Below are 21,321 nucleotides of genomic sequence, written 5' to 3'. Positions count from 1 at the left end.
TTGACTGGCTTTTTTATTTATCGGGTGATTGACCGATTACCAAATACGAACGCGTTGGTCTTCTGGTAAGTAAAGCTTGTCACCTGGTTTCACGTCAAACGCTTTGTACCATGCATCATGGTTACGAGGCGCAAGTGCGCGGTAACGGCCTGGTGCGTGAGTACCTGCACGCAGCTGACTTAACATGCTTTGCTCGGTGCGTTTTTCTTTCCACACTTGTGCCCATGCTAAGAAGAAACGTTGATCGCCCGTCAGGCCATCAATAATCGGTGCTTCTTTACCATTTAAGCTTAACTGGTATGCATGATAGGCCATGGCTAAACCACCTACATCACCAATATTTTCGCCTAAGCTGTTACGGCCATTTACGAAGTTGTCCGGTAGTGGCTCGTATTGACTGTATTGATCTGCAAGCATATCGGCTTTCGCCTCAAATGCGGCTCGGTCACTGTCTGTCCACCAGTTACGTTGAATACCGTTAGCATCAGATTTAGAGCCTTGGTCATCAAAGCCATGGCCCATTTCATGACCAATCACAGCGCCAATGCCGCCATAGTTCACAGCTGGGTCGGCATTTGGATCGAAAAACGGAGGCTGTAAAATCGCAGCTGGGAACACAATCTCGTTAAATGAGCTGTTGTAGTAGGCATTAACAAATTGAGGCGTCATGCCCCAACGGTTACGGTCAGTCTTTTTCAATTCTTTAGCAATGCTATCGGCATGGAAGTACTGGCGTAAGTTTTGGATATTAGCGATTAAGTCTTTGTTGGTTAATGTTAAGCCATCGAATTCTTGCCATACATCTGGGTAACCAATCTTAGGTTTGAATGCGGCAAGTTTAGCGTGGGCGTTTACCTTAGTTTCATCACCCATCCAATCAAGACCATCAATACGTTGACCTAACGCAGTGCGAAGATTTTCAACCAATTCAGCCATTTGCTGTTTTGATGACTCAGGGAAGTAACGCGCTACATACACTTTACCAATAGCAAAACCTAACGATTGGGTGCCAGACATTTCGGCTACGGCACGTTTCCAGCGCGGTTTAGGCTCTTCTTGGCCGCTAAGCTCTTTGCCATAAAAAGCAAAGCTTGCGTTGTAGATATCTTCAGATAGTAGGCCTGCATTGTTACTGACAGTGTGGAAGGTCAGGTAGTCTTGCCATACATTCAACGGCTCGTTATTGATTAGCTCAATCATCGCTTTGATCGGCTCAGGCTGAGACACGTTAAGTTGTGGGATTTGGTAACCTGATTGCTCAAAGAATAAGTCCCAGTTGAAGTTAGGGTACTCATTATTTAAGTCTGCACGTTTAACCTGATTTAAGGTTAAGTCACGGTTACGGCGTTTCTCACGTGGCCATTGACCTTCAGCAATTTTAGTTTCTAACGCAAGAATAGCTTCTGCGCGAGCTTGGCCATCTTTAATGCCAGCAAAAGCTAGCATTTCAGCAATGTGGCTCACATAAGCGGTGCGAATTTTTACAAAACGCTCGCTGTCTTCTAGGTAGTAAGAGCGATCAGGTAAGCCTAAACCGCCAGCGCCAATAGACAGTTCATATTGGTTTGGATCTAAACGGTTGAACCACATGCCGCCATAAATTGGCGATTCAGCATCGGTGAGCCACGCGTTACCAAATACCTTGGTTAAGTCATCAGTGTTTTTAACTGCGGTAATAGTATCTAATGTGCCTTGAATAGGGGTGATACCCAATTTATTGATGGTATCAGTATCCATGTAAGACTGATAAAAATCTGCAATTAACTGCTCTTCAGCATTTAAATCACTACGACTAGCGATATCATCAATGATTTCTTTAACTTGTTTCTCGCTGCGCTCACCTAATGCAGTGAAAGCGCCATAACGAGTTTTATCCGCGGGCATTTCAAAGTTGTCATACCAAGTGCCACTGGCATACATAAAGAAGTCGTCACCCGGTTTTACCGCTTCATTTCGGGCGGTTAAATCAATCCCGAAATCGCCTAACTCAGCGTGGGTGTTGGTGGCTTTTGTTACTGTAGCTTCTGCCTTATTCGTGTCATTGACTTTGACATCTGAACTGCCGCAAGCACTCAAAAAGGTTGAGGCTAGTGCAATTGCAATTAGCGTTTTTTCATTGTGGTCTGCTTCCTTACAAAAAATGGGGTTCATTTTTGTTTTTTATTGGTTTTATTTTGATTTTTATTCGGGCGATCTTTTTACAACGACAATTTTTTACTGCAATTATCTATAGGATCCATATCTAATAATCGCCACCATATTCTAAGACTGAGCCAAAAAGTCAATCTTATAATTGTTAGCAAATCTTGTTACGTATATAGCCAGCTTGAGCTTAATACTTAGGTATGAATCTAAACTGAAACAATGAGGTGAGCATTTGGGAGATAAGTGTTAAATATTAATGCGAAACAATAATGTTATTTTGAAAGCGCTTTCTGTGTTTATTTTTTGTTAATTAATTGTTTTGTTTTATGTGTTGTTCTGGTTGTTTTGGCTAAATGTAACAAAATATTTGGTAAGTGCGTTAATTGAAGACTACAGGTTAAAAGGCAGCTTAATTGTTTGTATTAATTCTACATTACACAAGGAATGTCTATGACCTCAGATCAAACTGCTTTTCAAAATAGTTCAGCTTTTTACTCAAACTCTGTGAACTTTTTCCATTGTATTACCTCATCTCGCATAGTGAGCCATGTGAGTATTTTACTCGTTGGTGGGGCTATCACGCTTGCCTTGTTTGTATTCATGGCCCAGTTGATAAAAAGCGATGATGTTTATGTGGAAGAAGTGCAACCGAGCCCAATCATTGATTATTTTGAGAGGCCTGCAGAGCCGTCAAAGCCGATAAAAAAAATTAGATTGGAAAAGAAATCAATACCGCCCTTAGTTAAACGCGATACGGTTGCGACAACCAGCTCGGATACGAATAATACTTTTGATGACATCTCGCCAGAAATGACGACGCCGATTCAAGAAACGTTTACTCCGGGATTTAATGAAGGGGACGCAATGCCTGTAGTACAAGTCTCACCTCAGTATCCTATGGATGCTGCTCGTGACGGGAAAGAAGGTTATGTGATAGTGATGTTTGATATCAGTAGCAGTGGGGCGGTTATCAATGCACAAGTGCTGGAGGCTGAACCTAAAAGAACCTTTAACCGTGCAGCTTTGCAGGCGATTAATAATTGGAAGTACAAACCAAAAACGGTCAAAGGTCAGGGCGTGATCCAGCGTCATCAGCAAGTAAGATTAGACTTTACGCTCGATCATTCTCAGTAATAGCGCTCAGTAATAGCGCTCAGTAATTGCACTCAGTAATAGCGCTCAGTAATTGCACTCAGTAATCGCACGTAGCCGTATTGGCGGTTTTATTCGGGTTAACCTAGCTCATTTAGCTGCAGAGTTAGGTTAATCTGCTAAACCACTATTGTCGCTGTGATGGCGGCAGGTGACGACTTATCCAATCTGACGTAAAGGTAATAAAACTCGCTAATCTTGCTGATTGATGTATCAGTTGTGGATGAACAAGGTAAGTAGAAGAGGCCTGTGTGGGCTCATTGACGAGTAAAGGCATTAAGTTGCCAACTTCAAGTTCTCTATCAACCAAATACTCAGGCACAAAAATGATCCCTTGGGCATCAAGTGCTAACGCTTTTAGCATGTGATTATCATTAATGCTTAAATGACTTTTCACCATCATCGGTTCTTGCCCTATATGCCACAGGCTTTGTTCTTCAGCGGTTAAGCAGTGATGTTGTGTCAGCTCTTCAATTGTACTTGGAGCACCGTGTTGTTCAATATAAGCGGGTGCCGCGCAGCATACATACTGGTAAGAAAATAACTTTTTAGCCACCATATTTTGTGGTGGTGTTTTGGTTGCTCTAATGGCTAAATCAAAGTCATTTTGGGTTAAATCGTAGGTGGTGTAACTACTGTCGAGCGTAAACTCAATGAGTGGATTTTGCTTTTGAAAATCACGGCAAATAGTCAATAGGTAACGTTGAGTAAACTGGCTGGGTGCTGTAATACGAATTCGACCCGCAATACTGTCATTGTCATGGCGTATCTGCCTATCTAACTCCAATAACGATTGTTTTACCTGTCCCATCTTCGCCAATATTAATTCACCTTGAGGTGTGAGTTTTACACTGCGCGTACTGCGGATCAGCAAAGGTCTGCCAAATTCCTTTTCTAATTGGCGGATCTGTTCCGAAAGATAGCCTCTGGATATGCCTAAAGTCGCCGCTGCTTCGGTAAAGCTGAGCTGTTTTGCGACTTCATTAAATAGAAATAGTCGCTCAAATTTCTTGTGCTCTCGGCTCATTAGCTTAGTCCTTCATAAAATACGTATGATATTTTTTGTTCTTTAAAGTGAATTGTATTTTGTTATTGGTAGTTATATCAAATAATGATTTTGGAGAATACGGTTCCACTGATGGGCTTAATGTTGAGAATATGCATCATCTTAATACTTAACATCAGTGATTAAACCATGAAGTCTGTCGTTAAACCTTTGGCAAATGTTAGCCCTAATCCTTTACCTCTTAATCAGCACTTACCTCACGCAAGCCCTTTAGTGTATGGCTGTATGGGGTTGGGAGGGGGCTGGAATAAAAATGGCATAAATGCAAAAGACTTAGCGCAGGCACATGATGTGGTGAATACCGCTTTAGACCAAGGGATAACCTATTTTGACCATGCGGATATTTATACTTTTGGTAAAGCGGAACAAGTATTTGGTCAAGTTTTATCGTCTCGACCTGAGCTAAGAGAGCATATGTTGATTCAAACTAAATGCGGTATTCGATTTGCTGATGATAAGGGGCCTAAACGCTATGATTTATCGGCACAATGGATAGGCCACAGTGTGAATCAAAGTCTAAAACACCTGCAAACTGACTACCTAGATGTACTGGTATTACACCGACCCGATCCGCTAATGGATGCAGAAGATGTTGCCCATACCTATCACCGACTTCGTGACGAAGGCAAAGTGAGATTTTTAGGTGTCTCGAATATGCAGCACCATCAAATGCGTATGCTGCAACAGCATTTAGATACGCCTTTGGTCGTGAATCAGTTAGAGCTGAGTTTACACAAACAGCATTGGATAGATGAAACTGTTTATGCCGGAAATCAGCTTGGGGCTGATATTAATTTTACCCCTGGCACATTGGAGTATTGCCAACAGCAACATATTCAAGTGCAGTCGTGGGGAAGCTTATGCCAAGGACGATACAGCGGCGCAGATCTCAGTGATGAGCCAATGCGGGTTAAACAAACCTACGCATTAGTTTGTCAGCTTGCCGCTGAATACAGTGTCAGTAAAGAGGCCATCATTCTTGCTTGGTTAATGCAGCATCCGGCTCGAGTTCAGCCAGTGGTTGGAACAACCGACTTGCAACGTATTGCAGCATGTCAGCAAGCAGTGGGGTTACAGCTAACTCGTGAGCATTGGTATGCCTTATATGTCAGTGCAAAGGGGCATGAACTGCCTTAATTTCAGCACGTTATTGGGCTGATTTGGATTATTCATTAATGGATTAAGAAGGTGTTATGAAACAAATATTTTACACGAGTTTGGCTTTACTGTTATTGGCCTTCCACATACACGCTGCGCCTAAGGTAAACGATGCGAAAGCAACGGACGATAACGTGATATATCAGGATTATCTTCATCGTGATATTCGAGATGACATTTTTTATTTTGTTTTACCAGATCGTTTTAACAATGGTAATCAAGCCAATGACAATGGAGCCGTATCTGGTGTATCTCATGGCGGGTTTGCTCCCCTTACTGAGCGCGGTTTTCATGGCGGTGATATTAACGGTATTGAACAGAAACTTGCGTATCTTGAATCGCTTGGTATTACAGCAATATGGATGACACCACTGCTAAGAAATAATGCGATTCAAAAAGACGGCATTGCTCACCATGGATACTGGATTGTCGATTTTACTGAAATCGATCCGCACTTTGGTACAAACGATGATCTGAAACAATTGATTGATGCGGCGCACCGACGTGGCATGAAAGTATTTTTTGACATTATCACTAATCACACTGCAGATATCATTCGTTATAAAGAGTGCCACCAACTTGATGGTCGATTTATTGAAGGGCTAACGCGTTGTGAATATAAGCCAGTAAACACAGCAATGAGTGAGCAGTATTCGCCATTTCTATTGGATGATGAAGCCAATATCAAAACACCATCTTGGCTAAATGACCCACAGTATTATCATAATCAAGGCGACAGTAATTTTGAGGGAGAAAGTTCATTAAACGGTGATTTTAATGGTCTAGACGATCTGAATACTTTGCATCCTAAAGTGCTGTCTGGGATGGTCGAGATATATCAAAACCTCATTGCTGAATTTAAACCTGATGGATTCAGAATCGATACCGTGCGTCATGTTGATTTATCATTTTGGCAAACCTTCAGCCCTGCTATTGTTGAGTTTGCCAAGCAGCAGGGGATCCCTCAGTTTCATGTATTCGGTGAAGTCTATGATACCAACCCTGTTAATTTGAGCTTATACACAACAGATGGAAAACTGCCGTCGGTATTGGACTTTGCTTTTCAAGACGTGGCTGCAAAAATCTTTTATCAAGGGCAAAGTCCGCTGCTTGCCAAGCAATTATTTGAGCAAGATGATTTGTATAAAGATGAAGATAGCCAAGCCGATTTACTGATGACTTTTTTAAGTAATCACGACATGGGACGAGCAGGTTACTTTATCAATGAATCTGGCATTGCCAGCACAGAAGCAGAAAAATTACAGCGCAGTATTTTATCCCATGCCTTTATGTTTTTATCTCGAGGGATTCCGGTGGTGTATTACGGTGATGAGCAAGGGTTTACTGGCGATGGTAATGATATTGATGCCCGAGAAGACATGTTTGCCTCACATGTCGCAAGCTATAACGACAATTCGTTATTGGGCACTTTGGCAACAACGGCTGATGACAACTTCGATAAAGCGCATCCTTTGTATAGGGCTATTGCCGCACTGAGTGAGCTACGCAAGACTGAGCGGGTTTTACGCCGTGGTGAGTATCAAGCTCGATTTTATGCTGATAAAGAGAACGCAAGTCATGCCGCTATGTTTGCTTTTTCAAGAATAGATAGCAGCACTGGTGAGGAGTTATTGATGGTATTTAATACTGGTACCAGCTTGGCTTCGGCAACGATTCCTATGCTGGTTACTGAAGTGGATTCACTCCTTAATACGCAGGCTTTAAAAGAAGCGGCAACATCATCAAAGACTGCTATATCACCGAGTCAAGTCAGGGTTAATGAGCATGATATTAAGGTCTCACTCGCTGGTTTAAGTTTTGAGGTGTATCGAGTGACTCATCGCAACGACTATTAGCAATGCAACGACTAATAGCAAGGAGTCAATATAGGCTCAGATTGACGATAAAACCTCACTAAGGAGCTTTCCCCTTTTTACTCCTGACCACTGTAGGTATGAGTTTACAGTGGTTTTTTTATTGGATAAGCGTGATGCAACGATTGCGCAGTGATTAATGAAACTAAGTGGGATTATTGGATAATTCATTAAGCTCAGAAACCAATGAGCTTAATGAATAACAAAGCGTGGTGGGAGATGAACGCCTGTATTGGAAAAAGAAATCGTTAGTTAAGAATTCTAGGGATTACGCAAAAAAATCATCCTCACCCATTGCACGTTTGAGTTGTTGTGCTTCGAGGTAGTCTTCAAGACGTCTTTTTACTTCACGTCTGTGTTGTATATCTTCTTTTGCTTTTGGATTAGATGGTTTTTCAAACCCATCTATTTCTGTGTTACTTGGAACAAATTCAATAATTTCAGCCATAAAATATCCTCATTATCGAGTCGAATTTTCTTGGTGTTTCATGGGCCAAATGGCGCTGATGGTATTCAAGAAAACCTGTCGATATCAAACATAGAGACCAAACTACAAGCATTTAGTATTGGTAAAAATAAACACTACATTAGTGTATGCTTAAGCTGGAATTTATCAGGAGTTTCAAAATGAAAATGCGATCCGGATAACAATTTTATTTTAAAGTTTCAAAAGGAGATATCCGTCATCTTTTTAGATAGATAGCAGCTTTTTGTGGCTATTAAATCTGACTATCAACAAGCTAAAAATTGCTAATTTACGTAAAGGTAAGCCCATTTTATAATGGCTATATAGATTTTGTTGATTATTTCGCTGAGCAATTTGGCCAAAAGCCTTATTGGGATTAAAGCATGGCCATGAATGTATCTTTAACTCCAACTGCGACTTCAGAGTAATTCCATATGACTGATAGAGCTGCTTTAACGTTAAGCCCGACTCAAGCTAGAAAGTTAGTTTTACTGTCTCAAGGTTTTCCGGTTAAATCCTCAAAGAACACCGCAAACTCAGCCTCTTTGGCCGTAATAAGGCGCTTAGGCTATGTGCAAATCGATACTATTTCGGTGGTGCAAAGAGCGCATCATCACACGCTTTGGACTCGTAACCCACATTATCAACTCGATCATATCGATACGCTTATTGCAGATAAAAAAGTCTTTGAGTATTGGTCGCATGCAGCGGCTTACTTACCCATGCAAGATTATCGCTTTAGCTTACCAAGAAAGAATGCTTTAAAAGCTGGGGAGCAACAGCATTGGTTTAATAAAAATTTACCATTAATGGCTGAGGTCATGAGTCGAATTGAAGCGGAAGGGCCGCTAATGGCTAAAGACTTTGTGTCGAAAGGTTTAAAAAATAACGGTTGGGGAGCCAGTCCAACAAAACAGGCGCTAGAAAATTTGTATATGCAAGGTGATTTGATGATTACCGAGCGGCGAAACTTTCATAAGGTCTATGATTTAACCCAGCGAGTATTACCTAAAAATATTGATGACAGTGTGCCTACACCACAGGAACATGGCCGATTTTTAGTGTTGCGATTTTTACGCGCTCAAGGCTTTGGTACTCTGGCTGAAATCATCTATTTACTCAAGCACGTTAAAGCCTATGCAAGTGCAGCTATCGATGAGCTTTATCACTCAGGTGAGATTGATAAAGTGCTGATTAACGGTGTGGAATATTATGCTTGCCATGATGTTTTAGCATTACTAAACCGCAGAGTGAACAAGCAACAACTGAAAATACTGTCGCCGTTCGATAACTTACTGATCCAACGCAAACGCGCCAATGCGATATTTGATTTTGATTACTTGCTTGAGTGCTATGTCCCCGCCGCAAAACGCCAGTTCGGCTATTTTTGTTTGCCGATAATGTGGAATGCAACCTTAGTAGCAAGAGCGGACTGTAAAGCAGAAAAGCGAACAGGTACTTTGTATGTCATTCACTTAATCCTTGAGCCTTCAATAAAAGAGTTAAGTGAATTTATGACGGAGTTAGAATCGCAGTTGCAAGAATTTGCTCACTTTAATATGTGCGAAAGATATATTATTCAGAAGGTTAGTAAGATTTCTTAATCACTTTTAGTGAGTTCTATAAATAACCGCTACTTTATCATTCAGCATCTAAGCCTTTTCGTTTTCAATACGCAGTAATTCTAATTGTGCGCCACTTATGTCAAAGCTTAAAAGACTGTAAAGCTGCTAGTGATTAGTGTCTTGCTAGGGTTAAATAACCTTATTCAATATTTTTGAATAGCCTATTATTAACAAACACATTTATTTGATTGACTGAAGGGCCTATGAAAAACGAATTGTTTAAAAACATCCTATTTTCAGTTGGCGGTATCGTCATGATAGGAAGTACAGCGATGAGCTGTGCTTCTGATGATATTCAAATGCACCATGATGACTATCTCGGCTCAGGGAGTATTACCCAAGGCGCTGCGACTACCGTCGTCAGTAATTTGTTTACGTGTCAAAATGGTCGCAGTCGCGTTGCTGGTATAGGTGAGATTACTGATGCGCAGGGCGCAGTATGGACTGTACCAGGCAGTAATCAATTTAGCAGTGCGCCCAAAGCAATGGATTTATATGAACAATGCGCTGGTATTACCCCTAGAAATTTAGCCGAAGTTAATCAAGATGATGTACCTGTGGTGACAGTTGACCCGCAAGGTGAGGTGATTACTGGGTATATTTTTGCAGATAATTACTTTGAGCTTTATATCAATGGCAAATTAATCGCCGTTGATAGCGTGCCATTTACGCCATTTAATTCAAGTATTGTAAAATTTAAGGTCAGTAAACCTTATACCATTGCAGTTAAAGTCATTGATTGGGAAGAAAACCTAGGTTTAGGTTCTGAGAATAATAGAGGTAATGCATACCATGCTGGTGATGGGGGCTTTATTGCCAGCTTTAGTGATGGCACTGTGACAAATCGTGATTGGCAAGCGCAAACCTTTTATACCTCTCCAATTTTAGATTTAAGCTGCTTATCTGAAAAAGACGGCGCGAGATTATCTACTGATTGTGGTGTTACGGATGAGAAAAATGGACAACAAGCGTATGCCGTACATTGGACGATGGCTGATAATTGGATGAATGAAGATTTTGATTCAAGTACTTGGCCGCAAGCAAGCTTATACTCAGATGATGAAATAGGAGTGAATAATAAAAAAGCCTACATGAATTTTATCGAAAAATTCAGTGGCGCGGGAGCCAGCTTTATTTGGTCTACTAATGTGGTGTTAGATAATGAGGTATTGCTACGGTATACCGTGAACTAATGCGTGGTTGATAAGACATTCAGTAAAGTAAAAACAGTGGCTTAAATAATGGCAAAGTGTTGAGGGTGAATCCCAACACTTTGCAAGGTAATAGCTGTTAAATTAGCATGTTAGCCTACCAAGAAAACGTTTGAATGATGTCTTGTTTTGTCACTGGATTGGTTGCTATTTCATGCTCAATTCTATCTTTAAATGGCACTCTAGCTTGAGGTAACATGCCTCGCATTGGCGAGATATTATTACCGTGATCGCCCCAGTAATAGCAGTCAAAATCCGCTAAATTTTCCAGTAAGTACTTCTCTTCTTCCAGCACTTGTAATGGACTTGGCATAAGAAATTCACCACGCAGTACTTGCTGTTCGAGTTCTGTCCCTGGCTGAATTGCAATGGCCATTGGCGCAATTTCTTCCGGCTGCATAATGTTTAAAATATCTGTAGTCGCTTTAATGTGCTCTTTTGAGCGATGACGGCCACCTAGTCCAAATATAAATGAAGCCAGCACTTTAATCCCTGCCTCTTTTGCCATCGCCATGCCTTCAATGGCATGTTCAGGTTTCATCGCCTTTTTGATGTTATCGAGGACAATAGGATCGCCAGACTCTAAACCTGCGTATGCCATTGTCAAACCCGCAGCCCGCATTTGTTTAAGTTCTGCCACTGTTTTACGGCGAAAATCATTAAAGCCTGCATATAAAGCAATATTTTGAATTTCAGGGAAAGTCTCAGTAATTTTATTGAGAATTGCCAATAAAAATTCGGTTCTTACAGCCATGACATTGCCATCAATCAAAAAGATAGATTCAACGTGAGCGTGGATTTTTCTGGCCTGTTCAATATCACTAAAAATATCTTCTAGTTCACGAATTTTAAATCGTTTATCGCTGAACATATTGCAGAAAGTACATTGGTTGTTACTGCAACCTAATGTGGTCTGAATGAGGATGCTGTCAGCCTCGGGCCATGGACGATAAACTTTGCCTTCATAACGCATAACGTTTCCTTAAGACTGTCGTCTTATTGAGAATACATCACCTAGAAGTGGAGACACTCTAGGTCAATGCTAGATGAAAAGACACCTAGCAATACAATGAGGGCGATCTTAGCAGTAGATTTTTAGCTTGATAATTAAGCAGTATATTGAATCAGTTTATCGATTTTGTTGATAATCGCTTTATTGCTAAGTCACAGGACTGTTATGCAACTCAGGGTTTGCCGCGATGAAAAGGCGTTGTGCTTATGCTGAAGATGACAGGTTTTATCAAAAGAATGAGTCATCGCAGGGCAATAAAAAAGCTAAAGGCACGGGCCATTAGCTTTTTTAATATTAAGGTTTTTGTAATTGAAGCTGAGCTTAATTATTAGCTTAGCTCTGTAAGAACTCGCTCAAGCACAGCAACCACTTTTGCGGTTTTAGCTACATCAAGTGCATCAGGGTGAGGTGATGCAAATTGGCCTCTGTCATTATCAAAATATTGCCCAGTTGCTTGAGCAAACTCTTCTGATAATGCCGCTCTGGTTAGAATGTCCGCACCAATTGATAAATCTCCGCCAGCCACACCGTATGCTTGTTTAACCATTTTACTGCCTAACATCGAAGCAGGATTGACCGAGACAATCATAGGTCCATGACCTTGAACTGATAAGGCGAGATCTCGTGACCACATGGTCAGAGCCAGTTTACTTTGGGCATAGACAGTACTATCAGATAACTGACTTGGCTGTGCCATGTCGCTTGCTAAAAAAGCGGCTTGTGCAGCTGAAGATAAATTCACAATGCGGCCGCTATTATCCATGATCGGCATTAACAACTTACTAAGCAAATAAGGCGCAAAAGTGTTTACTGCATAGCGTGAATCTAAGCCGTCTGAGGTGATTAACGTCGTAGGGTTATAAACCCCAGCATTGTTAATTAACACATCCAGTTTACTGTGTTTTTCTTTAATGTTTGCTGCTAACTTTTTGACATCACTCATGCTAGATAAATCGGCAACATACGTTTCGATTTGTGCAGCAGAGGAGCTGTTAGTAAGCAGCGTTTCCACATCGGCAAGTTTGTTAGGGTTACGTCCATGAAGTAATACTTTATGGCCTTCAGCGAGTAACATTTTTGCAGTTTCTAATCCAATTCCATCTGTTGAACCAGTAACAAGAATGATTTTTTGCATGGTGTATTCCTAATGATATTAATCGCCGCTGGGGCGCTGTCCACTGTTTTGATTCATTAATATTAGCACTTATTGAGTGTTTGATAATGGCACTAAATGCAGAATCACTTTATAGATTCGGTTGATAATAGAGCACTGTAAATAGCAGCAATAGATTGGTTAAAAATTAACTTTATTTAATTTGCACAATCACAAAATTGAGTCCAATGTTAATTTAGAGTCTTTACTCTATTTGGTTTTGTGGTTGATACACTTGTCGTTTCAATTAAGTCGTTTCAATTAAGAAAAAAATAGAGTGATGGTTATAAGGTGGATTAACTCCAACGCTAGGATGGCATTCGAGGTTTAAGATGACTTAAGCCTTCATCAGAGAGACGAAAATGTCTCTATAGCGAGGTATCACTATGAAATTATCAATGGTTACAAAACCGAATTTTTCAATGTCGACAACTCAAGCGCAAGGCGGCTTCACTTTAGTCGAATTAGTGGTTGTCATCATTATTCTTGGCATTTTAGCTGTCGTGGCCGCGCCCAAGTTCATTAATTTGCAGGGTGATGCTCGCGTGAGCTCGCTTGCTGGAATGAAAGCGGCGATTCAAAGTGCTAATACATTGGTGTATTCAAAAGCCAGTCTTGCTGGAGTGGAGAAAGATGCAAATGTGACGGATTTAGATATCGGTACAGGTAATGATTTGTACACAGCCTACGGTTATGTGGTTGCTTCTGAACTAGATTTAGATAATTTGCTACAAAATGACTTTAACTCAGCCGTTTCTGAAACCGATCCAACCATGGCTGTTGATAGAGGTGCTGAATGGACAATGTATGAAGGCAATGGGCAAGCGACTATTTGGCAAGTCGGTGCGCCTGCAGAATGTAAGTTAATCTATAAGGAGGCAAAAAGTACAACAGAATTACCAGAGTACATAATAGAAACTGATCCAAACAAGTGTTAAGGAGGCTAAGATTTATAGATTGAAATATAAAGCAGTCTCATGTGTTGAGGCTGCTTTTAGTTTTAGCTAAATCCTATGTTTTTTCGAACTGACTTAGCTTAGTAGCGATTGCTTTTCACTATTAACCGCTTATGCTAATGCCATGTTTATTTTTCGCTAAATTATTATGCCTAAAGCTAAAAACGCTAACCTTGTATCTGTCGTCGTTATCATCGGCTTGCTAATAGCTGTTATCACATCAGTTGTGATGATCAATCAGTCTAATCAACATAAAGGCCCTGAAGTTTGGAGCTCATTTGTGTATAAAAATGGTTATGATTCTGCCGCTTATGAAATGGATACAGATTTTGTAGATTACCCTTCATGTAAAGCTCATGCACAGACAGTATCGGCAGAATATAACAATGCACCATGGCAGTGTGGTTTATACTGTCGATTCGACTCTATGAGACAAGGCTTCGAATGTGAGTCGATGTTAAATGACTAATTCATATAGTTGCTTCTCTTTTTGTTGATATATTTTCTATTTATCTTGCTGACATCATATGAAACCACAGTGGCGTAAAGTGGTAACTAGGTTTCAATAATTCTTCATATCATAGCCACATCAAGCATAACTTTAATGGTTGAGGCGCTAATACACCTTAATAAACCAATGATGAACAATGTTTCACATTAACAATAGGTCATCTTGGACTTTAACACTCAGTAATCGCGTATTATTCCGCCAACAAAAGGTGTTAACCAATGTTTCAGCTTGTGCAAAAAGAGCGTGTTTGTCGAAAACCTTAATCTATTAGCCAATGATGTTAATGAGGATAGAAATGAAAAAATTATTAGTATGCAGTGTGTTATTTATGTCATCAGCAGCAATGGCAAATCAGTCTGAAGGTTATTCTGATAATGCTGCCGTAACGACACCAGCGTTAAATCAAGCTGGTGGATTCAGTGGACCAGTTGCTGGTTCTGCTCATACGGTTGCTTCTGCATTAGAGGCAAAAGACGATGCTCCAGCCATACTAACAGGGTTTATCGTCGAGTCTTTAGGTGATGAAGAGTATCGATTTAAAGATGACAGTGGCGAAATTATTGTCGAAATTGATGATGACAAATGGAGTGGTATTCATGCTACTCCAGAAACCAAGCTGACTTTACAAGGTGAAGTGGATAGCGAGTGGACTACTACGTCTTTAGATGTCGATGTTGTTCGTTTAGCTGACTAATACAGGTTAACCGAGTTTAATAACTAAGATTATTAAACTCGGTTATTCATTAAGAAAATAAGAGGCGAATCATCCTAGTGATGGTTCGCCTTTTTGTTTTGAAAAATTAGTCTGCAGAGGCATTAAGTAAGGTTTTAGACGACTGATCTTTATCGATAATAAAGGTCTGTTTTTGCTTATCATGTTGGCGGGTAATCGTCATATCCATTTGTTGCTCAGGCAAGTGACGACCAAATAAGCGATTGGTAAACGTTAATTCGTCATTGGTGTTATCTAGGGGATATTTACCCATTACAATTAAGTGTGATGACGGCTTTTTGGGATTGCCATGAGATGCTAATGAAATGATTAACCCTTGCAATGGTAGCTTGGCTTTTGAGTCACTAAGCTGCACATTTTCATGTATTAATTCAGTTGCTTGGTTTTTGTATCGCGTAAGTTCGGCAGAGGATGCTTTGCCATCATTGTCCATATCTAAACCTTCAAAGGCAGATACGGGTAAGGACAGCACCATAAAGGCGCCTTTATCAACAATATTGATGGTACCGTGCTGCGCAACCATCATATGTGCGAGTGCGTTGGCACACATTAGAATACAGATTATTAATATCGTGATAATTTTTAATAACATCATCTTGGGTATACTCTTAATTGATGTAAGTGTAATCGAGTTATTGGCTTCAACCAGATAAATAGAGACTAAACCTCGCCTTTGACACAACGCTGAAAGTACGGGTAACTGTCGGTGGCGTAATAGTGGTAAATGCCATTAGGGAATTCAGGTGTGACTCCAACTCGTCCATTGCATTCATCTAAGTCACCGAAACCTGCTATATATTCCCAATCTTGAGCAAAGGTCCCGAGTGGATAAATCTCGGTCGAAGGCCTGCTTTCACTCACCGTGGTGACTAGCTGATAACTCCCTTGTATGGCTTTGAGCTCTGAACTGGCGTCATTGGCATCGCTGTAACCATATCGAGCATATATAGGAAACCCATCAGCAGCCCAACCTATGAGGGTCATTTTGTCGTTACCGCCTTGCTGAAGTTCGATAAAGCCTTCTGGCATTCCGTGATAATGGTATTCGCCTCCAGGTTGAACGTGGGCGTTATTATCGTCGGTACCAAAGTTAAAGTTGCTTTGGCCTAATGCCTCAATATTCCAATTACCCTCGTTGCCTACTAAGCTGCAGTTATTTCCAGAATCATCACAAGTCCCCGCTGTACTGGCATCAATTTTTACTCCATTGAGTACATAACCTAGGGTGCCTCTTGGGCCGCCTAGAACGGTGGCAGTGTTAGTTTCGACAGGTGTTAAGCTGAAATTAGCTAAGATATCTTGCTCGAAAATCATATTTGGGTTGTTGGCATTGGGGAAAGTGCCGACATCATGGTCAGGGATCCCGTTTGCTTCTAATAAGCGTTCACCTCCCTCGCATGACCATTCGGCGTTACTGGTGTTATAAACTGATTCAGATTCGTTATAGGTGCTATTTATATAGTCGCAAAGCACCCCATCAGTTGAACCTGCACCTTCATCATCAGCACCTGAGTCGTCAGAGTCATCACCAGAGTCACCACCAGTGTTATCATCACCTGAGTTGTCATTGGGGGTTGTGACCGTTTCTTGGGTTTCATCTGCAATCTCTGAATCACTATTACTGTCACTACCGCCACAAGCAGTTAATGTGCAGATAAGTAATAAAGATAACCAGTGCAGTATTAGGTTGGCATTTATATTATTTGAATTAACTGTCAGTTTCATCGCAACGATTTCCTATGTAATGCAAAGGGTAAGTTAGCGTTTGCTCATGTAGTAAGGTCTATCGTAGCGATGAAATGTGCAGCAAATGTGTAGAAAAGAAGGAGAAAGTGGATAAATGTTAGTTTTTTGTTGTTAAGCGGTCATCGCCATCAAAGTCATGGCGATGACACTAAGCAACTCATTGGCCGAAGAGCATTAACTTACTGGGTTTAAAATCTTGCATTTAAATCTAGGCCAAATAGCAAGGAGTCTTGGTTATCGCCATTGTCATTAAATAGCTTACTTGCACTGAATTTGGCAGAGAAATGGGGTGATATCTGCCACCAGTAAGCCGTGTTAAGACCGTAATTATTGACACTGTCAGAGACTTCAATTGTATCCCCCTCAGGGGTGAAGCTGCTGCTATTAAATTGCTTGATATCAATATCTTGCCAATCGTATTGCGCGCCTATTGACCACGACTTATTGATGTAAAAATCAGCGGCTAGAAAAATGTGGTTGAAGGTATTATCAATGTCAGTGGTGAAGTAGCGTTCTGGCAAAAAACCATCTTGCGCGAGTCGATAATAGTAATATTGACTCGCATCGGTGTACTGCCAGCGTGCAAACAAATTCACCCCATTAATTGATTCCATTGGGATATAACTTTGAGTCTCTATACCGAAGGTATCGGATTGGTTATCAAAATTAGCTGCTAATAAGCCGATTTGGAAATTCTGACCACTGCCACTTGTGTGTTGATAACTATCTGATCCACTTTGATTTTGGTAAAAAAGGGAGATTTGCGAGCTTTTGTTAAAGTAATAACCTAGCTTAAGACCATAAAGTGACTCGTCGTAATTATATGGCCAAGCAAAGGAGTCATCGTCATCATTGATTTGCTGATAATTTGCGCCAATGAACCAGTTTGATTCAAAAACATAAGTGCCATCGACTTGATAACTGCTGGTCTCGGCTAGATCTGATTTAAGGTAGTTTACGCCGAAGTTTGAAGATTGAGCCAAAAAGGTATTTAGGGCCCAAGGACCTAAATCAGTGCTCACGGCATCAAAATAATAACGATAACTGGCAAATAGATAAGCGTTGTCGCTGTTGTCTGTATCAGTGATATATGAAGCACTAGTATCGTGATGAAAACTGTTGTTAGCTGATGCTAGCGTATCATTAGCTTGAGCAGAAAAAGCCACAAAGCTAATAGCAATCGCTGCGGTCAGTTTGAGTGGCTGAGAGTGGCATCGTTTCATATCTTACATCCTTGTTTGTTTACTGATTTAAATAACAAGATTGACTATTACCATTTGGTAACACTTGTGTATAATTGTATCGATTGTTGTTATTTATCAATGTGTTATGTTTAATTCAATTTATATAAAAGTGTGAGCGGTGTAAAGACTGAAATGTTGAGGCTTGAATTGTGTGGTTTCGTTTCTTAGCGCATTTAAGCTATTTATTGGGCTTGAATGGCTGTGAGATTACGTAAGCCAATTAGCCGTTAAAATCGAGACAAAATGAGCTTATACAGACGTTGATATGCAATTAAAACCGCTTGCGAATGTGGGTGACTTTGACTGCATTGTCTAAGAAGGTTTCGGCAAAATTACCCAGTTTGCCATTGATGTGTGCAGTCTTCGTATTTCCCCTTTTTTAATTAACTCGATAATAAGTAGCGAGAACTCAAGCTGTGAGGACAAAAGTCCGCATAGGTTGAAGAGCTGCAAAAACTATCAGTGGATCACAAAATTGGCGTATGATGCGCCTTTTCAACTATTGTGATTCTCGTTACTTGCTTATGCGCCATTTAAAAACCACTCATCATCCAGATACCCCCATTGAATTTGTGAACGATACAAATAACGTCATGCTAACTCGACGAGCGGCTAGAGCGATTGTGCTACAAGGTCAGAAAATACTGATGTTGTATACCGCCCGATATCATGATTACTCATTGCCAGGCGGTGGTGTTGATGATCACGAAGATATTGAGCAAGGCTTAGTCCGTGAGTTGAGTGAGGAAACGGGCGCGCGTGATATTCGAAATATTAACGAGTTTGGTTTATATGAAGAGTACCGACCATGGGCTAGGAATGGGGCAAACCTCATGCATATGCTGTCTTATTGTTATACCTGCGAAATAGATCAAGAGTTAGGTGATACCCAATTTGAGCAGCATGAAATTAATAATGGCATGAAGCCTGTCTGGATGGACATTGATCAAGCCATTCAACATAACCTTGATACGATGGCCAATAGTGACAAGAAAGGCTTATCCATTGAGCGTGAAACCTTTTTGCTGAAGTTAATTAAACAAGAGCTACTGTAATACGCTGGATGTTTGATGGCTTAAAAGTACGACTTGTGTAACAAAAGCGTAATTCCACCAACAATTTAAAACCTTTTTGTTACGTATGTAGTGGCTGAGTGTACGGACTTCATATATGCTGCGGCTATTATTAATCTTATTGATTTTGATAGGGTTTGGCTTGTTTTAAACCTATTGAAATATCATGTTATTTGAGAAGTATTATGAGAAGCAGTTATTCACAACGTGGCTTTACGTTAATAGAACTTGTGGTCGTCATTATTATTTTAGGTGTGTTAGCCGTTGTGGCAGCACCTAATTTTTTAAATCTGAAAACAGACGCAGTGACTGCCAACTTACAAAGCTTACAAGCGAGTTTACAATCGGCGAATTCACTGGTTTATTCAAAAGCGGCTATCGACTCGCAAACGAGTCTGGAGTCAGGTGAAGTTGAGGTTAACGGCGTAAAAATCGCAACGACAGTTGGCTACATTACTGCATCTAAAGTGAATATTCCTAAAGCTGTAGAAGGGGACTTTGCTGAGTTAGCCAGTCCAGCGGAAGCATTTACTCAAGATTGGGGGATCTATGATGTACCCAACTCTGGTGTGTACATTTTCCCACAAGGATACGATATCAGCAGCAATTGTAACTTACGCTATAGCGTGACAGCGAACGTTGCAGAGCCAGCGTTTTATGATTTAACCGTTACGGGTTGTTAATTCATCGAAAATGATAAAGCCTGAAATTTTTATTTCAGGCTTTTTTTTGGCTGTTTATATGCGGATTACATATTTTGTTAGCATAAAACTAAAATCGATATTGGTTATTTAGCAAATTATATATGAGGTATTACTGAAAATACCTATTTCGAGGTACGCTAAATTAGTATTAGTTAATGATCTTGCTCACAATTATTGATACGCAATTGTAGTCTTTTTGTAACATTGTTTTAGATCAATATTTATAGTTTATTTCACCTATATAACATCACTCGAGATGATGAAATATAAGGATTACAATAAATGAAATTAACTACCCTCACATTAGCTGTTCTTGCCGGATTAGCGACATCTGCAGCTTACGCTGAATCAGAAAGCGTCGATCCATTAAAAAAAGCATTTATCGATGACTCTTCAGTGAATGTGCAGTTTAGACTTCGCTATGAAGATGTCGATGTGGCGAATGTTGACCAGCAAAATCAAACCACATTACGTACTCGTTTAACTTATCAAACCGGTGATATTTATAACCTATTTGCTTTAGCAGAAGTTGATGATGTGCGTTCAACCGATAATGAACCTTTAATTGGTGATTACAAATATACTCAAATAAACCAAGGCTTTATTGGTTACAAAGGGCCTGCTGAAACCTTAGCTAAATTAGGCCGTCAACGCATTTTATTAGATAATCAGCGTTTTGTTGGTGGGGTTGGCTTCCGTCAAAATGAACAAACTTACGATGCGGTATCTGTTAAAAATACGGCGATTGAAAACCTCACTGCTTATTATGCGTATGTGGCCAATGTGAATCGTATTTTCCCAGAAGGCTCAGGTAAAGAAGAACACGAGAACGAAACCAGCTTAATCAATATCAATTACAAAGGACTCGAGTTTGTTAATTTAAGTGGTTACGGCTATTTGATTGATAATACAGATGTTGCTGCATTCTCAACTGATACCTTTGGTGTTCGTGCAACGGGTAATATTAAGTTAGATGCACTGAAAGTGAGCTATGAAGCTGAATATGCTCAGCAGTCTGAAGGCGGTGATAACCCAGTCAGTTACAGTGCAGATTATTACAAATTAGGTGCCGGTATTGATTTTGATGCTTTTGGCGCAAAAATTGGCTACGAAGTACTCGGTTCTGACAGCGGCAAAGCTGGCTTTATTACACCATTAGCAACATTACATGCCTTTAACGGTTGGACTGATAAGTTTTTATTTGGCGGTAAAGGTAACTGGGATAATGGTTTAGTTGATACCCATGTGATTGTAACGGGTAAAATTGCCGGCCTTAAACTTTTAGCTAAATACCACCAGTTTGAGTCTGATTATGGTGATATCGATATGGGTACAGAGTGGGGCGTTGCTGCTACATACCCATTTGCGAAGCATTATAGCCTAGGCGTTAAATATGCAAGCTTCAGTGGTGCTGACGAAGGTTATGATTTCTCAAATGATACCGATAAATTATGGCTGACATTCCAAGCTAACTACTAAGTTGTAAGCATCT

At 40.4% G+C, this 21,321-nt stretch carries 19 protein-coding genes; 11 read left to right on the top strand and 8 right to left on the bottom strand.

The window, feature by feature from the left end; all coding sequences use genetic code 11:
- Positions 1-36: 36 nt before the first annotated feature.
- Positions 37-2,151, bottom strand: coding sequence for a M13 family metallopeptidase (locus AB4128_RS17100; protein WP_372038398.1), 2,115 nt, complete (start codon positions 2,149-2,151; stop codon positions 37-39).
- Positions 2,152-2,595: 444 nt separating this feature from the next.
- Here AB4128_RS17100 and AB4128_RS17095 point away from each other — a divergent pair, with 444 nt between their 5' ends.
- Complete coding sequence (locus AB4128_RS17095; protein WP_197495554.1) at positions 2,596-3,279, top strand: energy transducer TonB; 684 nt, start codon at positions 2,596-2,598, stop codon at positions 3,277-3,279.
- Positions 3,280-3,424: 145 nt separating this feature from the next.
- On the opposite strand, the gene AB4128_RS17090 is transcribed toward AB4128_RS17095, so the two are convergent.
- Complete coding sequence (locus AB4128_RS17090) at positions 3,425-4,324, bottom strand: LysR family transcriptional regulator (protein WP_080915032.1); 900 nt, start codon at positions 4,322-4,324, stop codon at positions 3,425-3,427.
- A 168-nt stretch (positions 4,325-4,492) separates the two neighbouring features.
- On the opposite strand from AB4128_RS17090, the gene AB4128_RS17085 reads away from it, so the two are divergent.
- Positions 4,493-5,500, top strand: a complete 1,008-nt coding sequence (locus tag AB4128_RS17085; RefSeq protein WP_372038397.1) for an aldo/keto reductase family oxidoreductase — start codon at positions 4,493-4,495, stop codon at positions 5,498-5,500.
- A 56-nt stretch (positions 5,501-5,556) separates the two neighbouring features.
- The gene (locus tag AB4128_RS17080) at positions 5,557-7,377 is read left to right on the top strand and encodes an alpha-amylase family glycosyl hydrolase (RefSeq protein WP_372038396.1); all 1,821 of its coding nucleotides are present in this window, start codon (positions 5,557-5,559) and stop codon (positions 7,375-7,377) included.
- A 286-nt stretch (positions 7,378-7,663) separates the two neighbouring features.
- On the opposite strand, the gene AB4128_RS17075 is transcribed toward AB4128_RS17080, so the two are convergent.
- Positions 7,664-7,843, bottom strand: a complete 180-nt coding sequence (locus tag AB4128_RS17075) for a PA3496 family putative envelope integrity protein (RefSeq protein ID WP_055024806.1) — start codon at positions 7,841-7,843, stop codon at positions 7,664-7,666.
- A gap of 452 nt (positions 7,844-8,295) precedes the next feature.
- Here AB4128_RS17075 and AB4128_RS17070 point away from each other — a divergent pair, with 452 nt between their 5' ends.
- Positions 8,296-9,465 carry a winged helix-turn-helix domain-containing protein gene (locus tag AB4128_RS17070; protein WP_372038394.1) on the top strand — a complete coding sequence of 390 codons (1,170 nt, stop codon included), beginning with the start codon at positions 8,296-8,298 and terminating at the stop codon, positions 9,463-9,465.
- Positions 9,466-9,689: 224 nt separating this feature from the next.
- Positions 9,690-10,679: a hypothetical protein gene (locus AB4128_RS17065; protein WP_372038392.1), complete on the top strand. Its 990-nt coding sequence runs from the start codon at positions 9,690-9,692 to the stop codon at positions 10,677-10,679.
- 115 nt (positions 10,680-10,794) lie between these two features.
- On the opposite strand, the gene AB4128_RS17060 is transcribed toward AB4128_RS17065, so the two are convergent.
- Complete coding sequence (locus AB4128_RS17060) at positions 10,795-11,670, bottom strand: radical SAM protein (RefSeq protein WP_372038391.1); 876 nt, start codon at positions 11,668-11,670, stop codon at positions 10,795-10,797.
- A gap of 367 nt (positions 11,671-12,037) precedes the next feature.
- Positions 12,038-12,844 carry an SDR family NAD(P)-dependent oxidoreductase gene (locus AB4128_RS17055; RefSeq protein WP_119969111.1) on the bottom strand — a complete coding sequence of 269 codons (807 nt, stop codon included), beginning with the start codon at positions 12,842-12,844 and terminating at the stop codon, positions 12,038-12,040.
- 404 nt (positions 12,845-13,248) lie between these two features.
- On the opposite strand from AB4128_RS17055, the gene AB4128_RS17050 reads away from it, so the two are divergent.
- The 3 genes from AB4128_RS17050 (at position 13,249) to AB4128_RS17040 (ending at position 15,023) form a co-directional block, all read left to right on the top strand.
- The gene (locus AB4128_RS17050) at positions 13,249-13,800 is read left to right on the top strand and encodes a type II secretion system protein (protein WP_372038390.1); all 552 of its coding nucleotides are present in this window, start codon (positions 13,249-13,251) and stop codon (positions 13,798-13,800) included.
- A gap of 166 nt (positions 13,801-13,966) precedes the next feature.
- Complete coding sequence (locus AB4128_RS17045) at positions 13,967-14,287, top strand: hypothetical protein (RefSeq protein ID WP_119969110.1); 321 nt, start codon at positions 13,967-13,969, stop codon at positions 14,285-14,287.
- 337 nt (positions 14,288-14,624) lie between these two features.
- Complete coding sequence (locus AB4128_RS17040) at positions 14,625-15,023, top strand: YgiW/YdeI family stress tolerance OB fold protein (protein ID WP_119969109.1); 399 nt, start codon at positions 14,625-14,627, stop codon at positions 15,021-15,023.
- Between the two features lie 106 nt (positions 15,024-15,129).
- Here AB4128_RS17040 and AB4128_RS17035 read toward each other — a convergent pair whose 3' ends face one another.
- The 3 genes from AB4128_RS17035 to AB4128_RS17025 all read right to left on the bottom strand — a co-directional run bounded on the left by AB4128_RS17035 (position 15,130) and on the right by AB4128_RS17025 (position 18,031).
- The gene (locus tag AB4128_RS17035; RefSeq protein ID WP_192022200.1) at positions 15,130-15,657 is read right to left on the bottom strand and encodes a hypothetical protein; all 528 of its coding nucleotides are present in this window, start codon (positions 15,655-15,657) and stop codon (positions 15,130-15,132) included.
- A gap of 65 nt (positions 15,658-15,722) precedes the next feature.
- Positions 15,723-16,787 (bottom strand): YHYH protein, encoded by a 1,065-nt coding sequence (locus AB4128_RS17030; RefSeq protein WP_372038389.1) that lies wholly within the window; start codon positions 16,785-16,787, stop codon positions 15,723-15,725.
- Between the two features lie 209 nt (positions 16,788-16,996).
- Positions 16,997-18,031 (bottom strand): putative porin, encoded by a 1,035-nt coding sequence (locus AB4128_RS17025; protein WP_372038388.1) that lies wholly within the window; start codon positions 18,029-18,031, stop codon positions 16,997-16,999.
- 545 nt (positions 18,032-18,576) lie between these two features.
- On the opposite strand from AB4128_RS17025, the gene AB4128_RS17020 reads away from it, so the two are divergent.
- From AB4128_RS17020 to AB4128_RS17010, 3 genes are all read left to right on the top strand, one after another.
- Positions 18,577-19,107 carry an NUDIX hydrolase gene (locus AB4128_RS17020; protein ID WP_080917398.1) on the top strand — a complete coding sequence of 177 codons (531 nt, stop codon included), beginning with the start codon at positions 18,577-18,579 and terminating at the stop codon, positions 19,105-19,107.
- Positions 19,108-19,310: 203 nt separating this feature from the next.
- Positions 19,311-19,808 carry a type II secretion system protein gene (locus AB4128_RS17015; protein WP_372038387.1) on the top strand — a complete coding sequence of 166 codons (498 nt, stop codon included), beginning with the start codon at positions 19,311-19,313 and terminating at the stop codon, positions 19,806-19,808.
- Positions 19,809-20,111: 303 nt separating this feature from the next.
- Complete coding sequence (locus AB4128_RS17010) at positions 20,112-21,308, top strand: alginate export family protein (protein WP_055024782.1); 1,197 nt, start codon at positions 20,112-20,114, stop codon at positions 21,306-21,308.
- Positions 21,309-21,321: the final 13 nt, after the last annotated feature.

This window comes from Shewanella sp. 10N.286.52.A9 (genome assembly GCF_041468985.1).
Lineage (GTDB): Bacteria > Pseudomonadota > Gammaproteobacteria > Enterobacterales > Shewanellaceae > Shewanella > Shewanella japonica.
This window is presented reverse-complemented; position numbering and strand designations above follow the sequence as displayed.

Bases quoted from the DNA above. Each gene is read 5' to 3' on its own strand.
- AB4128_RS17100 (WP_372038398.1), bottom strand. From the start codon at position 2,151: ATGAACCCCATTTTTTGTAAGGAAGCAGACCACAATGAAAAAACGCTA.
- AB4128_RS17095 (WP_197495554.1), top strand. From the start codon at position 2,596: ATGACCTCAGATCAAACTGCTTTTCAAAATAGTTCAGCTTTTTACTCA.
- AB4128_RS17090 (WP_080915032.1), bottom strand. From the start codon at position 4,324: ATGAGCCGAGAGCACAAGAAATTTGAGCGACTATTTCTATTTAATGAA.
- AB4128_RS17085 (WP_372038397.1), top strand. From the start codon at position 4,493: ATGAAGTCTGTCGTTAAACCTTTGGCAAATGTTAGCCCTAATCCTTTA.
- AB4128_RS17080 (WP_372038396.1), top strand. From the start codon at position 5,557: ATGAAACAAATATTTTACACGAGTTTGGCTTTACTGTTATTGGCCTTC.
- AB4128_RS17075 (WP_055024806.1), bottom strand. From the start codon at position 7,843: ATGGCTGAAATTATTGAATTTGTTCCAAGTAACACAGAAATAGATGGG.
- AB4128_RS17070 (WP_372038394.1), top strand. From the start codon at position 8,296: ATGACTGATAGAGCTGCTTTAACGTTAAGCCCGACTCAAGCTAGAAAG.
- AB4128_RS17065 (WP_372038392.1), top strand. From the start codon at position 9,690: ATGAAAAACGAATTGTTTAAAAACATCCTATTTTCAGTTGGCGGTATC.
- AB4128_RS17060 (WP_372038391.1), bottom strand. From the start codon at position 11,670: ATGCGTTATGAAGGCAAAGTTTATCGTCCATGGCCCGAGGCTGACAGC.
- AB4128_RS17055 (WP_119969111.1), bottom strand. From the start codon at position 12,844: ATGCAAAAAATCATTCTTGTTACTGGTTCAACAGATGGAATTGGATTA.
- AB4128_RS17050 (WP_372038390.1), top strand. From the start codon at position 13,249: ATGAAATTATCAATGGTTACAAAACCGAATTTTTCAATGTCGACAACT.
- AB4128_RS17045 (WP_119969110.1), top strand. From the start codon at position 13,967: ATGCCTAAAGCTAAAAACGCTAACCTTGTATCTGTCGTCGTTATCATC.
- AB4128_RS17040 (WP_119969109.1), top strand. From the start codon at position 14,625: ATGAAAAAATTATTAGTATGCAGTGTGTTATTTATGTCATCAGCAGCA.
- AB4128_RS17035 (WP_192022200.1), bottom strand. From the start codon at position 15,657: ATGATGTTATTAAAAATTATCACGATATTAATAATCTGTATTCTAATG.
- AB4128_RS17030 (WP_372038389.1), bottom strand. From the start codon at position 16,787: ATGAAACTGACAGTTAATTCAAATAATATAAATGCCAACCTAATACTG.
- AB4128_RS17025 (WP_372038388.1), bottom strand. From the start codon at position 18,031: ATGAAACGATGCCACTCTCAGCCACTCAAACTGACCGCAGCGATTGCT.
- AB4128_RS17020 (WP_080917398.1), top strand. From the start codon at position 18,577: ATGCGCCATTTAAAAACCACTCATCATCCAGATACCCCCATTGAATTT.
- AB4128_RS17015 (WP_372038387.1), top strand. From the start codon at position 19,311: ATGAGAAGCAGTTATTCACAACGTGGCTTTACGTTAATAGAACTTGTG.
- AB4128_RS17010 (WP_055024782.1), top strand. From the start codon at position 20,112: ATGAAATTAACTACCCTCACATTAGCTGTTCTTGCCGGATTAGCGACA.